Below are 16244 nucleotides of genomic sequence, written 5' to 3' on the forward strand. Positions count from 1 at the left end.
CCCGCGTTCAGCGCGCGAATGACGCCCCGCAACAGGAGTTTCCATGACCACCCAAATTCCCGAACCGGATCTGAATTACCTGCAGAAAGTCCTGCTGGAAATGCTCGCCATTCCCAGCCCCACCGGATTCACCGACACCATCGTGCGTTACGTCGCCGAGCGGCTGGAAGAACTCGGCATCCCCTTCGAGATGACCCGTCGCGGCACGATCCGCGCCACCCTCAAGGGCAAGAAAAACAGCCCCGACCGTGCGGTCTCGGCACACCTGGACACCATCGGTGCCGCCGTGCGCGCGGTGAAAGACAACGGGCGCCTGACCCTCGCGCCGGTCGGTTGCTGGTCGAGCCGATTCGCCGAGGGCAGCCGCGTCAGCCTGTTCACCGACAACGGTGTGATTCGCGGCAGCGTGTTGCCGTTGATGGCTTCCGGTCATGCCTTCAACACCGCCGTGGACGAAATGCCGATCAGTTGGGATCACGTCGAATTGCGCCTGGACGCCTATTGCGCGACCCGTGCCGATTGCGATTCGCTGGGCATCAGTGTTGGCGATGTGGTGGCCTTCGATCCTCTGCCGGAGTTCACCGAAAGCGGCCACATCAGTGCTCGCCATCTGGACGACAAGGCCGGTGTCGCTGCACTGCTGGCAGCGCTGAAAGCCATCGTCGACAGCGGTCAGGAGTTGATGATCGACTGCCATCCGCTGTTCACCATCACCGAGGAAACCGGCAGCGGCGCAGCGGCAGCCTTGCCGTGGGACGTCAGCGAATTCGTCGGCATCGACATCGCCCCGGTCGCGCCGGGCCAGCACTCCAGCGAACATGCGGTGAGCGTGGCGATGCAGGATTCCGGCGGGCCGTACGACTATCACCTGTCGCGGCACCTGTTGCGTCTGGCCGGTGAACACGAACTGCCGGTGCGCCGCGACCTGTTCCGCTATTACTTCAGCGATGCCCATTCGGCCGTCACTGCCGGTCACGACATCCGCACCGCCCTGCTCGCCTTCGGTTGCGACGCAACCCACGGCTACGAACGTACGCACATCGACAGTCTTGCGGCGCTCAGTCGCTTGCTGGGGGCATACATTCTGAGCCCGCCGGTATTCGCCAGCGATGCGCAACCGGCCAATGCTTCACTGGATCGCTTCAGTCATCAGATCGAGCACGAAACGCAGATGGAGAGCGACACCCGTGTGCCGTCGGTGGACAGCCTGGTGGGGCAACGCTCGGACAGTTGAGTCTGGCCCTCGGCGGTCATTCGCCGTAGCATCCCGACATTGATTTAGCCGAGGTGCCCATGCTGATTCCCTACGACGCGCTCGAAGTCGACACCCTCACCCGCCTGATCGAGGATTTCGTCACCCGTGACGGCACCGACAACGGTGACGACACGCCGCTGGAAACCCGCGTGCTGCGGGTTCGCCAGGCGCTGACCAAAGGCCAGGCGCTGATTGTCTTCGATCCGGAAAGCGAGCAATGCCAGTTGATGCTCAAGCACGACGTGCCCAAGCACCTGTTCGACTGAAAACGGTCAGCGGCCCTTGCCGCTGGCCTGTTTGCGCTGGATCCGTTCGTAGACCTCGGCGCGATGCACGCCGACCTGCTCCGGCGCTTCGACGCCGAACCGCACACTGGAGCCGTTGACCGCCAGAACGCGCAGAGTGATGTTGTCGCCGATGGAAATCAGTTCACCGACAACACGGCTGAGTACAAGCATGGGGGGGTGTCCTTCAAGGTTTGCGAGCCTTGAAGATGCGCGGGTTTCGACCGCCCTACAATGCACGCCGGGCAATTCAGTCATTCCCTACGCGCCAAGGCGCGCGTGCCTTCAGACGTTTCCTTCAGGACTGCAAGATTCAGCTCGCGGAAAACCGTGGCCCGAACAGGATCACACTCGCCCCGATCACACACAGCGCCACACCGATCCAGTCCGAACCCAGCGGGCGAATGCGTTCGACCACCGCCAGCCAGCCAATCGAAGCAATGATGTAGATGCCGCCGTATGCGGCATAGGCGCGACCGGCGTAGGTCGCTTCGACGCGCGTCAACAGCAGCGCGAACAGGGTCAGGCTGATCAGCGCGGGGATCACCCACAAGGCGCTCTTGCCCTGGCGCAACCACATCCAGAACGCGAAACAGCCGGCGATTTCGAACAGCGCGGCGAGGAAAAACCACAGGTAGTTGAGCATGCAAGACATCTCGTCAGGGTGACTGTTGCGGCCACCCTAACGATGCGGCGAACGCCGGGCAAGTTCAGCCGTTGTTCTGCTTGGCCTTGGCGCGCATCTTTTCGGCCATCGCGGTCATTTCGTTGTACAGCAACTGCGGGTTCTTCTGTTTGAGCGCCCAGGCCATGCGCCCTTGTTCGTGGGGCAGGATCATGAACTCGCCGGCCGCGACTTGTTTGTAGATGTAGTCGGCAATATCGCCCGCGGTGATGGGCGAACTTTCCAGCAACTTGCCGACCTGGGCTTTCATCGCCGGCGTCGGGCCACGGAAAGAATCCAGCAGATTGGTCTGGAAGAATGACGGGCAGACCACATGAACCCCGACTTCCTGCTGGGCCAGTTCGATCAACAGACTTTCCGACAGCGCCACCACACCGGCCTTGGCCACGTTGTAGTTGCTCATCGCCGGGCCCTGCATCAGCGCGGCCATTGAGGCGATGTTGATGATCTTGCCCTTGCTCTGCTCCAGCAGCGGCAGGAACGCTTTGCAGCCCTTGACCACGCCCATCAGGTTGATCGCGATCTGCCAGTCCCAGTCCTCCAGCGACAGTTCGCTGAAGAAACCGCCCGAGGCCACGCCGGCGTTGTTGACGATGATGTCGATGCCGCCAAGTTTCACTTCGCAGGCCTGGGCAAACGCGGTGAGCTGGCTGTAATCACGCACGTCGCAGCGCTGGATGAAGCCATCGCCACCGGCCTCGCGAACCAGTTTCAGAGTCTCCTGCAAACCAGGCTCGCTGACGTCGGACAAGGCCAGTTGCCAGCCTTCACGCGCCCAGCGCAGCGCGATTTCGCGACCCAGGCCTGAGCCCGCGCCAGTGATCATCATGCGATTTTGCATAGCAGACAGCCTTGTTGTTCCGGGGAAGATGCGCGGAGTGTAGCGAAGGATCATCAGCGACCCACGCTCCATCAGATTGCTGAATGGCGAGGGCAAACCACGACAGCAAACGAAATAAGCACGCGAGCCAAATACCTTAAAAAAACATTGAATTTTCTTTCACGCGCACCAGTCGGAATTTGTAAGCCGTCTGGATTTAGTTCAACTTCCAGCCGCCCTTGAACACCAAGACTTCACAGACACTATCAACAAGGAAATAGACATGGGCACAATTCTAATCATTATCCTGATCCTGTTGCTGATCGGTGGTCTGCCGGTCTTCCCGCACTCCAGAAGTTGGGGTTATGGCCCTTCGGGCATTATCGGTGTGGTGCTGGTAGTACTGTTGGTGCTGTTGTTACTCGGTCGGATATGACTGTTTGACCGACAAAAAAAAGAGGCCCTTCAAAGGGCCTCTTTTTTATTGCACTGAATGATCAGTCCGGCTTGCCGTTAATCACACCGGCGGTGTTGTCGATCAGGCTCTTGGTGGCCGTTTGCAGGAACGCTTCGAGCTTGAGTTTCAGCTCGGCAGTGCGCGGTGCATCCGGAATGATTTCGGCAGAAGGATTAGCGCCCAGTTGGTACTGGTAGATCTTCGGCGCCATTTCCTTCTCTTTCGGCAGCACCAGAATCTGGTCGGCGGTGACGATGGCGGTGGTCTGCTCGCTGCCCGACGGCTTGATCACACCGAAACCGGTGTCACCCTGCGGCAGGTTCAACAGATCGCGGCCCCAGCACTGATGGCGCACTTCGCCACCGAGGCGACCCATGATGGTCGGCACGATGTCGATCTGGGTGCCCACAGTGTGGTCACGGGTACCGAATTTTTCCTGGATGCCCGGTGCGATCATCAGCATCGGCACGTTGAAGCGGCCCAGGTCCATTTCGGTGATCTGACGCTCGTTGCCGAAGCCGTGGTCGCCAACGATGACGAACAGGGTTTCCTTGAAGTACGGCTCCTTGCGGGCCTTCTCGAAGAACTGGCCCAGCGCCCAGTCTGCGTAACGCATGGCGGTCAGGTGCTCGTTGAGCGGACCACGGTCAGTGACGCGCTCGACCGGCAACGGCGTCGGCAAGGCGTACGGCGTGTGGTTGGACAGGGTCTGCAGCAGCGCGTAGAACGGTTTGCCGTTTTCCCGCGCCTTGAGTTCCACCAGACCACGATCGAACATGTCCTGGTCGGACACGCCCCAGGTCGGATCGGAGAACACCGGGTTCACGAAGTCGTTACGGCCGACGAAGTTGGTCATGCCCTGGTTGCTGAAGAAACCGGACTGGTTGTCCCAGGCAAAGTCACCGTTGTAGACGTACACGTCGTCATAGTTGCGCGCGCTGAGCAACTGCGGCAGGCCGGACAGTTTGTGGCTGCCTTCCGGGGTCTGCATCAGGTATTCGAAACCCGGCAGGTTCGGGAAGCAGGCCATGGTGGCGAACATGCCCTGGTGGGTGTGGGTGCCGTTGGAGAAGAAGCGGTCGAACAGCAGGCCTTCCTTCGACAGTTTGTCGAGGTACGGCGTGATGTTGCCCGGCGCGCCCAGAGCACCGACCGAGTGACCGGCCATGCTCTCCATCAGGATCACGACGACGTTCTTGATCGGCAGGATCTTGTCGGCAGGCGGCGTGTATTCACGACGCACGGCGGCGATATCGGCATCTACCAGTTTGTCGTCCGGCATCACCAGCATCTCGCGCACGACTTTCTGCGCCTGATCCTGCGGCAGCGTGGCTTTCCAGATGTTGTCGCGATCCTCGCCCATCCGGTCCTTGGCCGCCGCGATCAGCGACAGCGTGCCGTTGAGGCCGAGCTGGTTGGCGAAGTTCGAATCGGTGGTGTACACGTCACCCCAACGCAGCGGCGGGCCTTGACGCAGTGTGCCGCGAGCGGCGACCACGCAGATCAGCAGGCACACCACGAATACCGCCAGACGCGCATACCATGGCGCCACTTGACGGGTGCCGACGTTGCCACCACTGAACGGGCCACGTGGACGGGTCAGACGGTCGGCGCCCTTGAACGCCAGGGTCAGGATCAGCGTGCCCACGACCCACGCCAGCAGGTAGCGCACCACCGGGAAACCGTACCAGAGCATGCTCATCACGGTTTTCGGGTCTTCCTTCACGTACTGGAACACCAGGCCGTTGAGGCGCTGGTGGAACTCGCGATAGAAGTCCATCTCCATCAGGCCGAGGAACAGCGCGATGCTCGAAGCGACAGTCAACCACAGACGGAAGAACCCACGCGCCGCCATGGCCCGGGCGCTGAACAGCGCCAGCACCAGCGGAATGCAGACATACACCACCAGGCGAATATCGAAGCGCAGGCCGTTGGCGAAGGCTTCGAGGAAAGTCGAGGCCGGGGTGTCGAGGATCATCTCGCGGTTGTAGACCAGCAGCGCGAGGCGCAGCACGGAAAACATCACCATCATGACCAGCGCGCAAAGGAGCGTGTAGGCCAGATGCGATTTGACGGTCGGTTGCAGCAGGCGACTGGAAGATCGCTGCTGACTCAGGGCGTCCGGGTTTGCCATGTCGTTTTAGGACCCATTGGAAGTTGAAGTTGCAAAAATTCAGCTGCGCCCTGCCCTCTGTTGGCCATTCCAGGCCCCGGGGCTTGCGCGGAGCGCAAATGTTGCACGATCATCGGCGGCATTGCCATTGATTAGTGCCCGCTGCCGGACGCTTTCATTCAAGGCACAGCACACCGGGACAGGTGCAAACAGCGCGGGCGAATTGTCTTGGAGACTTTGTGAAAATTTCGTTCAACGCATATCCGGAAACACAATAAACCTGGAAAACAAAACGCCCCGAGTTCTTCGGGGCGTTTACAGATGAACGCGACAGTTACTTCTCGGCGCGTTCTTTCAAGGCTTTCAGGGTGTTGAACGGAGCATCGACCACAAACTTGTTGGCGATCATCGATGGCACGCTGCCGCCCGGCTCGGTGTGAACCTGATAGGTCACTTCAACCTGATCGCCCTTTGGCACGAACTTCCAGAAGCCTTTGACCTGCGCGACCCGCACAAAGCCCTTTTCTTCAGGCAGGTACTTCGGCACGCCTTCCAGATTGCGGGTCAGGCTGCCATCGGCGCCTTCAACAGTGGTGACATGCAGGATGGAGTCGCGCGGGGTGACCGGCCATGGCGTATTGAACTGAGTGTAGGTCCAGCTCTGGTCACCTTCGTGCTTGAGCAGTTTCTGGGTCTTGCACTCGTGAATCCATGCGCAGGCACCGGAGACGTCTTCCTGCAAGGCGCGCAGTTTGGCGACGGTGGTCTTCATCAAGGTCACACCCTGATAAGACTTGTAGTCCGAACCCGGCACTTCGCTCAGGGAGACCTTGATGCCGTCCTCGTTCTTGGCGACTTTCCAGTCTTCAGCCTGGGCGGCCGAGGTGGCCAGCACGGCAGTCAAACCACACAACACAGCGATACGATGCAGCGAACCCATAGTCTTATTCCTTATTGTTGAAGTTCCGTTCGTTTGACACATCACGCCGCCGTCATCTGCTCCCACCAGCCGAGCAGTCTGATCGCGTCTTCCTGGCTGCTGCCGCAGACGTCGGGATCGGCCCTGAATCCTGAACAGACCGCCGGACGCTCCGGTCGGCCGAAAATGTTGCACAGGTTATCGACCGACAACTGAACGCAGCGTTCACCGGCAGGTTTGCCATCGGGCATGCCTGGAATCGGCGAACTGATGGAAGGGGCAATGCAGCAGGCGCCACAGCCTTCACGGCATTTCATGACGACGCATTCCTCGCAGCGGGCAATGTGTTAAAGGGACGCGGAACAGGGTAACCGCTTAAACGGCTGTTTTAAATTCCCTGAACCGGGGTTTTTACGCAGAAATAAAAGTGACTGACCAGTCTCCGACAAAGCGTCTGGTCTGCGGGTCACCGATGGGGACGATTTATTGCTTGAACTCGAAATCCAGCGCCGCGCCTTCGACTTCCCGACGCTCCTCATTGCGCAACTGCAACTGCATTTCGTTGCTGAGCAAACGGCCGTTGAGCTGGAACCCGCTGTTCTTGTCGCCGAACATCTGCGGCAGGATCGTGTCGCGCTTGGGCAGCGTCACGGAGCCAGGCGGCTTCAATTCCTGAACCATGTCTTTGGGCAGACTCAAATCGAGCTTCGCGGACGGCAACGGCGTCTTGGCGACTTCCTTCGCCGACTTGGACTTGGAAGCGACCGGAGCGCGCTTCTTGGCGGGAGCAGCCTTTTTCTGTGGTTCTTTCTTCGCTGGAACGGTTTTCTTGGCCGTGGCCGGCGTTTTTTCCTGAGCCGCGGCCGCCATTGCACCAGGCACATGACCCATCATCAACAGGCAGAGCACAACCCAGGCGGCAGAAAATTTCGCTTTCATGAACCCAACGAAGCTAACGGCAGAGGGCCATATGCTCGCCTGTTGGACGTCACATGACAAGCTCCGCCATTGTTTCAAAATCCGCCGGCCATCTCCTGGCAGAGCTGCGTCGCCAACATCCCGAGGGTCATCAGCGCCCGTTCCGCCTCGCGATTCCAAGGGATGCCGCAGTTCAACCGGATGCAGTGGTTGAACTGTTCGGTGTTGCTGAAGATCAGGCCCGGCGCAATGCTGATGCCCTGTTGCAGCGCCCGCACGTGCAATTCCTGAGTGTTGACCCGCCCCGGCAGACTGACCCACAGAATGAATCCGCCGGTCGGCCGGGTCATCTGCGTACCCTCGGGAAAGTACTGCTGAACCGCCAGCTGGAACGCGCTGAGATTTTTTCGGTATTCCTGACGTATGTACCTTAAATGCCGGTCATAGCCGCCGTTTTCGAGGTACGCCGCGATGGCCATTTGCGTGACGCTGCACGCCGAATGGGTGCTGAAGGTCTGCAAGCGCTGGATTTCCTGCTGATACTTGCCGGCGATCATCCAGCCGATGCGCACACCGGGCGATAACGTCTTGGAAAAACTCGAGCAATAGATCACCCGATCGAGCCGGTCGTAGGCCTTGAGCGACTTGGTGCGGCCCTGCTCGAACATCAACTCGCCATAGATGTCGTCTTCGACAATCTGGATATCGAAGTCCGAGGCCAGTCTCAGCAGCTGTTTCTGGCGCTCCTCGGGCATGGTGCCGCCGAGTGGGTTACTCAGGCGCGTGGTCAGCACCAGCGCCTTGATCGACCATTGGTTGGCCGCCAGTTGCAGGGCTTCGAGGCTCATGCCGGTGGCGGGGTCGCTGGGGATCTCGATGACTTTCAGGCCCAGCAGATCCGCCAATTGCAACAACCCATAATAAGTTGGCGATTCGGCGGCGATCAGGTCGCCGGGGCGAGTCAGCACTCGCAACGACATCTGCAAGGCGTCGACACAACCGTGGGTGATCACCACTTCCGAGGGGTCAACGACCACGCCTGCATCACGCATGCGAATCGCCACTTGCCGGCGCAATGGTTCGAAACCGGGGCTGAACATGTAGCTGAACGCCCGAGGGCTGTGAAACCGGGTGACCTTGGCCAGTTGCTGATGCAGGGCGCGCACCGGCAAGTAATCGACACTCGGCACCGCCGCGCCCAGCGGGAACACGCCTTCACGACGGGATTCGACCAATACTTGCTGAATGATGCTGCTACGGGTGACTAGGCCTGGCCGTTCGACCCGGGCGATGTCCGGCGTTGGCGCCGTCAGTGCGGGAGTCTGGTGCACGTAGTAACCGGACTGCGGCCGCGCGCGGATCAGGCCCTGATCCTCGAGGTTGGCGTAAGCCTGCAACACCGTGGCATGGCTGACGTTGAGCTGCGAACTCATCTTGCGCACCGAAGGCACGCGCTCGCCCGGTTGATAGACGCCACGGCGGATATCTTCGGCCAGCTGTTGAGCAATACGTTGGTAGAGCAAGAGATTGGTCATGACGCAGCACTCGATTTCACGGGCGTTTTATTCTTGTGTGAAACAATACCGGAACAGTTTGGAAGTGTACTGGGACAGTTGCCATATTAGTCAACCATACAGTGCTGTGTCGGTTAAATCTGTACTGCTTTGTGAGGTAATCGACAGACGTAAAAAAGCCCGGTGCTGCCTGACAGCCCGGGCTTTCCAGTAACGCCACCCTCAGCGGGCGGCGCCGAGCTGGCCTTTTTCGTCGGAGAACACGATTTCCACCCGACGGTTCTGCGCACGCCCACGCTCGGAAGCGTTGGCGTCCACCGGGTATTCGTCGCCGTAGCCTTCGACCTGAATGCGTTTTTCGTCGATGCCCAGATCCGTCAACACGTCCGCCACCGACTGCGCGCGGTCGCGGGACAGTTTGAGGTTTTCCTGTTTGCCGCCGGTGCTGTCGGTATAGCCTTCGATGCGCACCACGCGTTTCGGGTTGAGTTGCAGGAACTGCACGATCTTCAGCACAACGCGATTGGCCGAGTTTTTCAGTTCGGCTTCACCGGTGTCGAACAGCACGTCCCCCAGGGTCATCACCAGACCACGGTCGGTCTGGGTAGTGGCCAGTGCAACGATCTGCTCTTCCAGCCATTTGCCCTGCTGTTGCACGCTCAGCAGTTTCGACTCGCGCAGTGCCAGTTGCAGGCGTTGGCGCTCCAGCTCCAGCTTCGCTGCACGCTCTTCGTTGAGTACCTGATTGGTGTGCTCACGGGCGATTTCGCTGTAGCGCTGACTCAGGTAGGCGTAATGCACCACGTCCGAGCCACTGCCCCAGTACGTCGACAGACGATCGGCACGGGCCAGGGATTCACCGGCGCGGATCACATCTTTCGGCGCGATGCGCAGCACGTTGGAATCTTCCTTGACCTTCTGGAAGTCGGTGCTGGCCTGCTGCAATGCGGATTCGCTGTGCTGACCGGCGCAGCCGTAAAGGCTGGCGCAACCGACAAGGATCAGCGTGCCGAGGGCTTTGGACTTCAGGCTCATTGGGCATCCCCCAGTTGCTTACGCAATCGGACGATGCGGGTGTTGAGCACGTTCACTTGCTCTTCGCTCTTCTGGGTCAAGACTTTGGCTTCCGCCAGACGTGCGTCGAGTTCGGCCTGTTCGAATCGCATCCGCGCATTCTTGTAGGACTCACCCGCCATGCTGCCCTTGGCCCGGTTGAATTTGTCTTCTGCCAGTTTCATTTCCGGCACGTCTTCGGCGGTGGCGCCCACGGCTTTGGCTTGCTCAAGGGCTTGCTCGGTCAGGCGCATTTGTTCGTTGGGTGCCGGATCGCTGGCGCAACCGGCCAGGGCCAGAACGGCCATGGCCGCGAAAAGAAGTCGATTACTCACTAAGAATCCCTACTGTTTTGGGGCGCTGACAGGTTGTTGCGGCGGCTGTTGCTGCTGCGCCTTCCAGCGCTCGATGTTGCGTTGCAGCGCGGCTTCCGTCAGGCCGGACGCGGGCAATTCTGTCATCTTTTTGGCCAGCTGTCCGCGCAACCACGGATCGTTGCAGGCCGAGTTGTGCGAAACCGCGAGGAACAGACCGGGGCGGTCGATGGGTTGTTCAAAAGCCAGCAAATCATTGGCCATGCCCAGTGCCTGCGCGGCCGCCATGCCCGAGTAGCGCCCGGCGAGTACATATTCCACCTCGCCCAGCAGAAGTTTCTGAAACGCCTGGGTCAGGTTTGCCGTACGGGTCAGGGTCAATTGCTGCTCGGCGAAAGTGCCGAATGCCGGGGTCATTCGAGACTTTTCCGACAGGCCGCCGGTATGCCCGTGCAGGTCCTTGGCTTCGCTGTAGGCCAGTGTCGAGCCTTTGCGCGTCCAGACCAGGTAATCGTTTTCCAGCAACGGCGGATGAATGTAGTCGAGGTTTTCCAGCTCATTGAAGGTCAGCGGTGCGTCGGCCAGCATGTCCATTCGCCCGCTGCGTACTTCGTCGAGGGCTTGGGAACGCTTGCCGGCATACAGCAGTTCGACTTTGATGCCCAAACCCTTGGCCACCTGTTGCAACAGGTCGGCACTGGCGCCGATCAGTTGCTTGGGGTTCTGCGGATCCTGCCAGAGGTACGGCGGTGCATCCGGGCTGCCGGTGACGACCAGCCGCTCGCACTTGCCCGCCGCCACCGACAGGCCCGGCAACAATGCCAGCCCCAGCAACCACGAGCAGCCCAACCGACGATGCAGATCCATGGCGAAACGCTCCCACTCAAATCCGAGACAAAAAAAAGCCCGACCAAAAGGTCGGGCTCTTTATAAGTGAAGCGGCCGGATTAGACCAGCTTCTCCAGCTCAGGTACGGCTTCGAACAAGTCCGCCACCAGGCCGTAATCGGCCACCTGGAAGATCGGCGCTTCTTCGTCCTTGTTGATCGCAACGATCACTTTGGAGTCTTTCATGCCGGCCAGGTGCTGGATCGCGCCGGAGATACCGACGGCGATGTACAGCTGTGGTGCAACGATCTTGCCAGTCTGACCGACCTGCATGTCGTTCGGTACGAAACCTGCGTCGACCGCGGCGCGGGAAGCACCAACGGCAGCGCCCAGCTTGTCGGCCAGAGCGTACAGGTGTTTGAAGTTGTCGCCGTTCTGCATGCCGCGGCCGCCGGATACGACGATCTTGGCAGCGGTCAGCTCAGGACGATCGGACTTGGCCAGTTCTTCACTGACGAAGCTGGAAGTGCCGGCGTTGTGAGCAGCGGCAACCGATTCAACGGCAGCCGAACCACCTTCAGCGGCAACCGGATCGAAACCGGTGGCACGCACGGTGATCACTTTGATCGCAGCGGTCGATTGCACGGTAGCGATGGCGTTACCGGCGTAGATCGGACGCTTGAAGGTGTCAGCGCTTTCTACCGAGATGATCTCGGAGATCTGGTCAACGTCCAGCTGGGCAGCAACACGCGGCAGGATGTTTTTGCCGTTGGAAGTGGCGGCAGCGAGGATGTGGCTGTAGCCAGCACCCAGCTCGGCTACCAGCGGAGCAACGTTTTCCGGCAGCTGATGCGCGTAGGCAGCATTGTCAGCGTTCAGGACTTTGCTCACGCCAGCGATTTTCGCGGCGGCTTCAGCTACGGCGCCCGCGCCCTGGCCTGCAACCAGAACGTGGATGTCGCCGCCGATTTTGGCAGCGGCAGCCACGGTGTTCAGGGTGGCCGGAGCCAGCACCTTGTTGTCGTGTTCGGCGATTACCAAGATAGTCATGATCAGATTACCTTCGCTTCGTTTTTCAGTTTCTCGACCAGTTCAGCCACCGACTTGACCTTGATGCCCGCGCTGCGTGCAGCCGGCGCTTCGACTTTCAGGGTCTTGTTGGTGGAGGCGGTGGAAACGCCCAAAGCGTCCGGAGTCAGCGTCTCGAGAGGCTTCTTCTTGGCTTTCATGATGTTTGGCAGGGACGCATAGCGCGGCTCGTTCAAACGCAGGTCGGTGGTGACGATCGCTGGCAGTTTCAGGGAAACGGTCTGCGCGCCGCCGTCGATTTCGCGAGTCACGGCAACGCTGTCGCCGGAGACTTCGACTTTCGAGGCGAAAGTGCCCTGACCGTAGCCGCTCAGTGCAGCGAGCATCTGGCCGGTCTGGTTGTTGTCGCTGTCGATGGCCTGTTTGCCCAGGATCACCAGCTGAGGCTGTTCCTTGTCGACCACGGCCTTGAGCAGCTTGGCCACGGCCAGGGAAGTCAGGTCTTCAGCGGATTCGACGAGGATGGCGCGGTCGGCACCCAGAGCCAGTGCGGTACGCAGCTGTTCCTGAGCGGTGGACGGGCCGATGGAGACGACGACGATTTCAGTCGCAACGCCTTTTTCTTTCAGGCGTACGGCTTCTTCCACTGCGATTTCGCAGAACGGGTTCATCGACATCTTGACGTTGGCGAGGTCTACGCCGGAATTGTCCGCCTTGACGCGAACCTTGACGTTGTAATCCACAACGCGTTTGACAGCTACAAGAACCTTCATGGATTCCTCGTTACTCTCCGGTGAAAAGAAAGTCGCCTAGGCGAACCTGGCGGTTGATGCTCATCGGGCACAAGGGCACCTCTAAAAACGCCGGCTGAGCGGGATGACCGTTCGTCAGTCGTGACCGACGAGTCATGCCGCTTCGCGGTGTGTAAACTGCGCGCCGAACCTGCGCTGCGCATCACCGGTTACCGCCTACGCCCTGTCTTTAGAGGTGCTCTTGAAACCACCATTCAGCCTACGGCGAGCGCAAAACCGCCCGTATCTTGACCGGAACGCCCATTCTGGTCAATACGCCAAAATGCCCTGTCATAAGCCGCGCTTCTTTGATTTCTCTGGGCTGGAGCCGATTCAAACAAACGTTTGTATTGGACGCTAAGAGTGGTGTAGATATAATGCGCCGCCTAGAGAGAAAGGTGGTTTGCCCATTATTAGCCTTGACGTTAACGTAAAGGCAATAACGGATACGACACCGAACCTCCAAATTAGAAAAAAAACTGTTGAGCCTTGAGTAGGAGATAGCCTGTGGAACGCGAATACATGGAATTCGACGTGGTCATCGTCGGTGCCGGCCCCGCTGGCCTGTCCGCCGCCTGCCGTCTGAAGCAGAAGGCCGCCGAAGCCGGTAAGGAAATCAGCGTCTGCGTGGTCGAAAAAGGCTCCGAAGTCGGCGCGCACATCCTGTCCGGTGCCGTATTCGAACCACGAGCCCTGAATGAACTGTTCCCGGACTGGAAAGAACTCGGCGCCCCGCTGAACACGCCCGTCACCCGCGATGACATTTTCGTGCTGAAAAACGCCGAAAGCGCGCAGAAAATTCCTGACTTCTTTGTGCCCAAGACCATGCACAACGAAGGCAACTACATTATCTCCCTCGGCAACCTGTGCCGCTGGCTCGCTCAGCAGGCCGAGAACCTGGGCGTGGAAATCTACCCGGGCTTCGCCGCTCAGGAAGCGCTGATCGATGAAAACGGCGTGGTACGCGGGATCATCACCGGCGACCTCGGCGTTGACCGCGAAGGTCATCCGAAAGAAGGCCTGTACACCCCAGGCATGGAACTGCGTGGCAAATACACGCTGTTCGCCGAAGGTTGCCGTGGCCACATCGGCAAGCAGTTGATCAAACGCTACAACCTCGACAGCGACGCCGACGCCCAGCACTACGGCATCGGCCTGAAAGAAATCTGGGAAATAGACCCGGCCAAACACCAGCCAGGCCTGGTGGTGCACACCGCCGGTTGGCCGATGGACATCATGGGCACCGAGAACACCGGCGGTTCCTTCCTCTATCACCTGGAAAACAACCAGGTCGTAGTCGGCCTGATTGTCGACCTGTCCTACAGCAACACCTACCTGTCGCCGTTCGACGAATTCCAGCGCCTCAAGCATCACCCGGTGCTCAAGCAATATCTGGAAGGCGGCAAGCGCATCAGCTACGGCGCACGTGCGATCTGCAAAGGCGGCCTGAACTCGCTGCCGAAAATGGTCTTCAAGGGCGGTGCGCTGATCGGTTGCGACCTCGGCACCCTGAACTTCGCCAAGATCAAGGGCAGCCACACCGCGATGAAGTCCGGCATGCTCGCCGCTGAATCCGTAGCCGACGCGCTGTTCGCTGAAAAGGACGGCATTGAAGAGCTGACCACTTACGTCGATGCGTTCAAGAAGAGCTGGCTCTACGAAGAACTGTTCGCCAGCCGCAACTTCGGCCCGGCGATCCACAAGTTCGGCGCCATCGTCGGCGGCGGTTTCAACTGGCTGGACCAGAACATCTTCGGCGGCAAACTGCCGTTCACCCTGCACGACACCAAGCCGGACTACGCTTGCCTCAAGCTTGCGGCCGACTGCAAGAAGATCGACTACCCGAAACCCGACGGCAAGATCAGCTTCGACAAGCTGAGCTCGGTGTTCATCTCCGGTACCAACCATGAAGAAGAACAACCGTGCCACCTGAAGCTGACCGACCCGACCATCCCGCTGAGCAAGAACCTGCCGCTGTATGACGAACCGGCGCAGCGCTACTGCCCGGCCGGCGTATATGAAGTGATCACCAAGGAAGACGGCGAGAAGCGCTTCCAGATCAACGCCCAGAACTGCGTGCACTGCAAGACCTGTGACATCAAGGATCCTTCGCAGAACATCACCTGGGTGACGCCGGAAGGCGCCGGCGGCCCGACCTATCCGAATATGTAAGTCGAACCGCTGAACATCAAGGCTCCCAATACCGGGGCCTTTTTGTTGCCTGCGATTTGCCGAAAATCAAGCCGCTCGCTCATCCCCCGGACTGCGTTCAAAGTAGCGTTTGTACTCGCGGCTGAACTGCGACGTACTCTGATACCCCACCCGATGCGCCACCTGCGCAACCCCCAATCCTTCAGCGATCAACAATGTCTGCGCCTTCAACAAGCGCAAACGCTTCAGATACTGCACCGGCGACAGCAACGTGCTGCGTTTGAAATGCTCATGAAAGGTCGAAACGCTCATGTTCGCGCAACTGGCCAATGTCTCGACGTTCAACGGCTCGGTGTAGTGCGAGTGCAAATGGCTGATCGAAGCCGCGACACGGGCAAACTGCCCCTGCTGCTCCACCAATGCCCGCAACACATCGGCCTGTGGTCCGCGCAACGCCACGAACAATAACTCTCGCACCCGCGCCGGCCCAAGAATCTGGCACTCCAGCGGATCGAGCAGACAGCGCAACAAGCGTTCGACACAACCGCGCATGCCATCATCAAGCACCACCGAAGTCATCGACTCCGGTGTCTGTGCCGGAATATGCCGCCCCGGCGCCAGCCCCATGGCCAGCACCAGTTCACCGAGCAGCACCCGGTCGATCGCCACCGACACGCCGAGCAACGGCGCGTCCGGCAACGCATAGGTTTCGCACTCGAACGGCACCGGCAACGCCTGAATCAGGTAATGCCCGGCGCCGTATTCCATGGTGCGCGGCCCGAGATACGCCAGTTTGCTGCCTTGGGCGATGATCATCAGGCTCGGTTCATAAATGTGCGGGCCACGGGCGACGTCGCAACTGGCGCGCAACACCTGCACGCCCGGCAGCCCGGTCTGGCTGTAACCATCGCGCAGCGCCAGCGGTTCGATCAGCGAAACCAGGGTGGCGTTGGCATCAAGGTGACGGGTCAATTGCATCGGGTGGCTCTTCAGAAAAAATCACGGAAAAAGGGATGAAAGCATCATCGCAGATCCTTTTGCCAATGCGACCGATCAACCCCGCATGCCGGAGGATTAGGCATGACACCCGGAGGAATCGCCATGGCCGGACGAC

Annotated in this window: 18 protein-coding genes; 4 read left to right on the forward strand and 14 right to left on the reverse strand. The window is 59.8% G+C overall.

From position 1 onward, the window contains the following. The first annotated feature begins 43 nt into the window (after positions 1-43). Together QR290_RS21480 and QR290_RS21485 are read left to right on the forward strand one after the other, a co-directional pair. Positions 44-1234: an osmoprotectant NAGGN system M42 family peptidase gene (locus QR290_RS21480; RefSeq protein ID WP_115078817.1), complete on the forward strand. Its 1191-nt coding sequence runs from the start codon at positions 44-46 to the stop codon at positions 1232-1234. A gap of 59 nt (positions 1235-1293) precedes the next feature. Next, positions 1294-1521: a YheU family protein gene (locus QR290_RS21485; RefSeq protein ID WP_003192759.1), complete on the forward strand. Its 228-nt coding sequence runs from the start codon at positions 1294-1296 to the stop codon at positions 1519-1521. Positions 1522-1527: 6 nt separating this feature from the next. Here QR290_RS21485 and csrA read toward each other — a convergent pair whose 3' ends face one another. From csrA to QR290_RS21500, 3 genes are all read right to left on the reverse strand, one after another. Further along, entirely contained in the window at positions 1528-1713 is a 186-nt protein-coding gene (gene csrA / locus QR290_RS21490) for a carbon storage regulator CsrA (protein WP_007950875.1), read from the reverse strand. A gap of 139 nt (positions 1714-1852) precedes the next feature. Further along, positions 1853-2185 (reverse strand): YnfA family protein, encoded by a 333-nt coding sequence (locus QR290_RS21495; protein ID WP_007950874.1) that lies wholly within the window; start codon positions 2183-2185, stop codon positions 1853-1855. A 64-nt stretch (positions 2186-2249) separates the two neighbouring features. After that, complete coding sequence (locus QR290_RS21500; RefSeq protein WP_289203567.1) at positions 2250-3065, reverse strand: SDR family oxidoreductase; 816 nt, start codon at positions 3063-3065, stop codon at positions 2250-2252. Positions 3066-3321: 256 nt separating this feature from the next. Between QR290_RS21500 and QR290_RS21505 the strand changes: the two genes are divergently transcribed. Further along, entirely contained in the window at positions 3322-3480 is a 159-nt protein-coding gene (locus tag QR290_RS21505; protein ID WP_169432680.1) for a DUF3309 family protein, read from the forward strand. Between the two features lie 61 nt (positions 3481-3541). Here the strand turns inward: QR290_RS21505 and QR290_RS21510 are convergent, their stop codons facing one another. From QR290_RS21510 to QR290_RS21555, 10 genes are all read right to left on the reverse strand, one after another. Continuing rightward, a complete protein-coding gene (locus QR290_RS21510; protein WP_289203568.1) occupies positions 3542-5635 on the reverse strand; it encodes an LTA synthase family protein in 2094 nt (697 codons plus the stop codon). 313 nt (positions 5636-5948) lie between these two features. Next, positions 5949-6554, reverse strand: coding sequence for an START domain-containing protein (locus QR290_RS21515; protein WP_085710898.1), 606 nt, complete (start codon positions 6552-6554; stop codon positions 5949-5951). 41 nt (positions 6555-6595) lie between these two features. Further along, a complete protein-coding gene (locus QR290_RS21520) occupies positions 6596-6850 on the reverse strand; it encodes a YkgJ family cysteine cluster protein (protein WP_289203569.1) in 255 nt (84 codons plus the stop codon). A gap of 166 nt (positions 6851-7016) precedes the next feature. After that, positions 7017-7472: a translation initiation factor 2 gene (locus QR290_RS21525; protein WP_289203570.1), complete on the reverse strand. Its 456-nt coding sequence runs from the start codon at positions 7470-7472 to the stop codon at positions 7017-7019. Between the two features lie 74 nt (positions 7473-7546). Next, positions 7547-8986 (reverse strand): PLP-dependent aminotransferase family protein, encoded by a 1440-nt coding sequence (locus QR290_RS21530; protein WP_007950868.1) that lies wholly within the window; start codon positions 8984-8986, stop codon positions 7547-7549. 201 nt (positions 8987-9187) lie between these two features. Then, positions 9188-10000 carry an OmpA family protein gene (locus tag QR290_RS21535; RefSeq protein WP_115078820.1) on the reverse strand — a complete coding sequence of 271 codons (813 nt, stop codon included), beginning with the start codon at positions 9998-10000 and terminating at the stop codon, positions 9188-9190. Further along, positions 9997-10353, reverse strand: coding sequence for a DUF4398 domain-containing protein (locus tag QR290_RS21540; protein ID WP_170929392.1), 357 nt, complete (start codon positions 10351-10353; stop codon positions 9997-9999). The genes QR290_RS21535 and QR290_RS21540 overlap by 4 nt, the downstream gene beginning before the upstream one ends. 9 nt (positions 10354-10362) lie before the next feature. Next, complete coding sequence (locus QR290_RS21545) at positions 10363-11199, reverse strand: substrate-binding periplasmic protein (RefSeq protein ID WP_289203571.1); 837 nt, start codon at positions 11197-11199, stop codon at positions 10363-10365. An 80-nt stretch (positions 11200-11279) separates the two neighbouring features. Further along, complete coding sequence (locus QR290_RS21550) at positions 11280-12209, reverse strand: electron transfer flavoprotein subunit alpha/FixB family protein (protein ID WP_007950863.1); 930 nt, start codon at positions 12207-12209, stop codon at positions 11280-11282. Positions 12210-12211: 2 nt separating this feature from the next. Continuing rightward, positions 12212-12961, reverse strand: a complete 750-nt coding sequence (locus QR290_RS21555; RefSeq protein ID WP_007950859.1) for an electron transfer flavoprotein subunit beta/FixA family protein — start codon at positions 12959-12961, stop codon at positions 12212-12214. Between the two features lie 525 nt (positions 12962-13486). Here QR290_RS21555 and QR290_RS21560 point away from each other — a divergent pair. Continuing rightward, entirely contained in the window at positions 13487-15151 is a 1665-nt protein-coding gene (locus QR290_RS21560) for an electron transfer flavoprotein-ubiquinone oxidoreductase (RefSeq protein ID WP_289203572.1), read from the forward strand. Positions 15152-15217: 66 nt separating this feature from the next. On the opposite strand, the gene QR290_RS21565 is transcribed toward QR290_RS21560, so the two are convergent. Beyond that, positions 15218-16108 (reverse strand): AraC family transcriptional regulator, encoded by an 891-nt coding sequence (locus tag QR290_RS21565; protein ID WP_289203573.1) that lies wholly within the window; start codon positions 16106-16108, stop codon positions 15218-15220. Between the last annotated feature and the right edge of the window lie 136 nt (positions 16109-16244).

This window comes from Pseudomonas fluorescens (assembly GCF_030344995.1).
Lineage (GTDB): Bacteria > Pseudomonadota > Gammaproteobacteria > Pseudomonadales > Pseudomonadaceae > Aquipseudomonas > Aquipseudomonas fluorescens_BF.

Coding starts and splice junctions, on each gene's coding strand:
- QR290_RS21565 (WP_289203573.1), bottom strand. CDS start 16,108: ATGCAATTGACCCGTCACCTTGATGCCAACGCCACCCTGGTTTCGCTG.
- QR290_RS21555 (WP_007950859.1), bottom strand. CDS start 12,961: ATGAAGGTTCTTGTAGCTGTCAAACGCGTTGTGGATTACAACGTCAAG.
- QR290_RS21515 (WP_085710898.1), bottom strand. CDS start 6,554: ATGGGTTCGCTGCATCGTATCGCTGTGTTGTGTGGTTTGACTGCCGTG.
- QR290_RS21480 (WP_115078817.1), top strand. CDS start 44: ATGACCACCCAAATTCCCGAACCGGATCTGAATTACCTGCAGAAAGTC.
- QR290_RS21495 (WP_007950874.1), bottom strand. CDS start 2,185: ATGCTCAACTACCTGTGGTTTTTCCTCGCCGCGCTGTTCGAAATCGCC.
- QR290_RS21535 (WP_115078820.1), bottom strand. CDS start 10,000: ATGAGCCTGAAGTCCAAAGCCCTCGGCACGCTGATCCTTGTCGGTTGC.
- QR290_RS21510 (WP_289203568.1), bottom strand. CDS start 5,635: ATGGCAAACCCGGACGCCCTGAGTCAGCAGCGATCTTCCAGTCGCCTG.
- QR290_RS21545 (WP_289203571.1), bottom strand. CDS start 11,199: ATGGATCTGCATCGTCGGTTGGGCTGCTCGTGGTTGCTGGGGCTGGCA.
- QR290_RS21550 (WP_007950863.1), bottom strand. CDS start 12,209: ATGACTATCTTGGTAATCGCCGAACACGACAACAAGGTGCTGGCTCCG.
- QR290_RS21485 (WP_003192759.1), top strand. CDS start 1,294: ATGCTGATTCCCTACGACGCGCTCGAAGTCGACACCCTCACCCGCCTG.
- QR290_RS21500 (WP_289203567.1), bottom strand. CDS start 3,065: ATGCAAAATCGCATGATGATCACTGGCGCGGGCTCAGGCCTGGGTCGC.
- QR290_RS21525 (WP_289203570.1), bottom strand. CDS start 7,472: ATGAAAGCGAAATTTTCTGCCGCCTGGGTTGTGCTCTGCCTGTTGATG.
- QR290_RS21520 (WP_289203569.1), bottom strand. CDS start 6,850: ATGAAATGCCGTGAAGGCTGTGGCGCCTGCTGCATTGCCCCTTCCATC.
- csrA (WP_007950875.1), bottom strand. CDS start 1,713: ATGCTTGTACTCAGCCGTGTTGTCGGTGAACTGATTTCCATCGGCGAC.
- QR290_RS21530 (WP_007950868.1), bottom strand. CDS start 8,986: ATGACCAATCTCTTGCTCTACCAACGTATTGCTCAACAGCTGGCCGAA.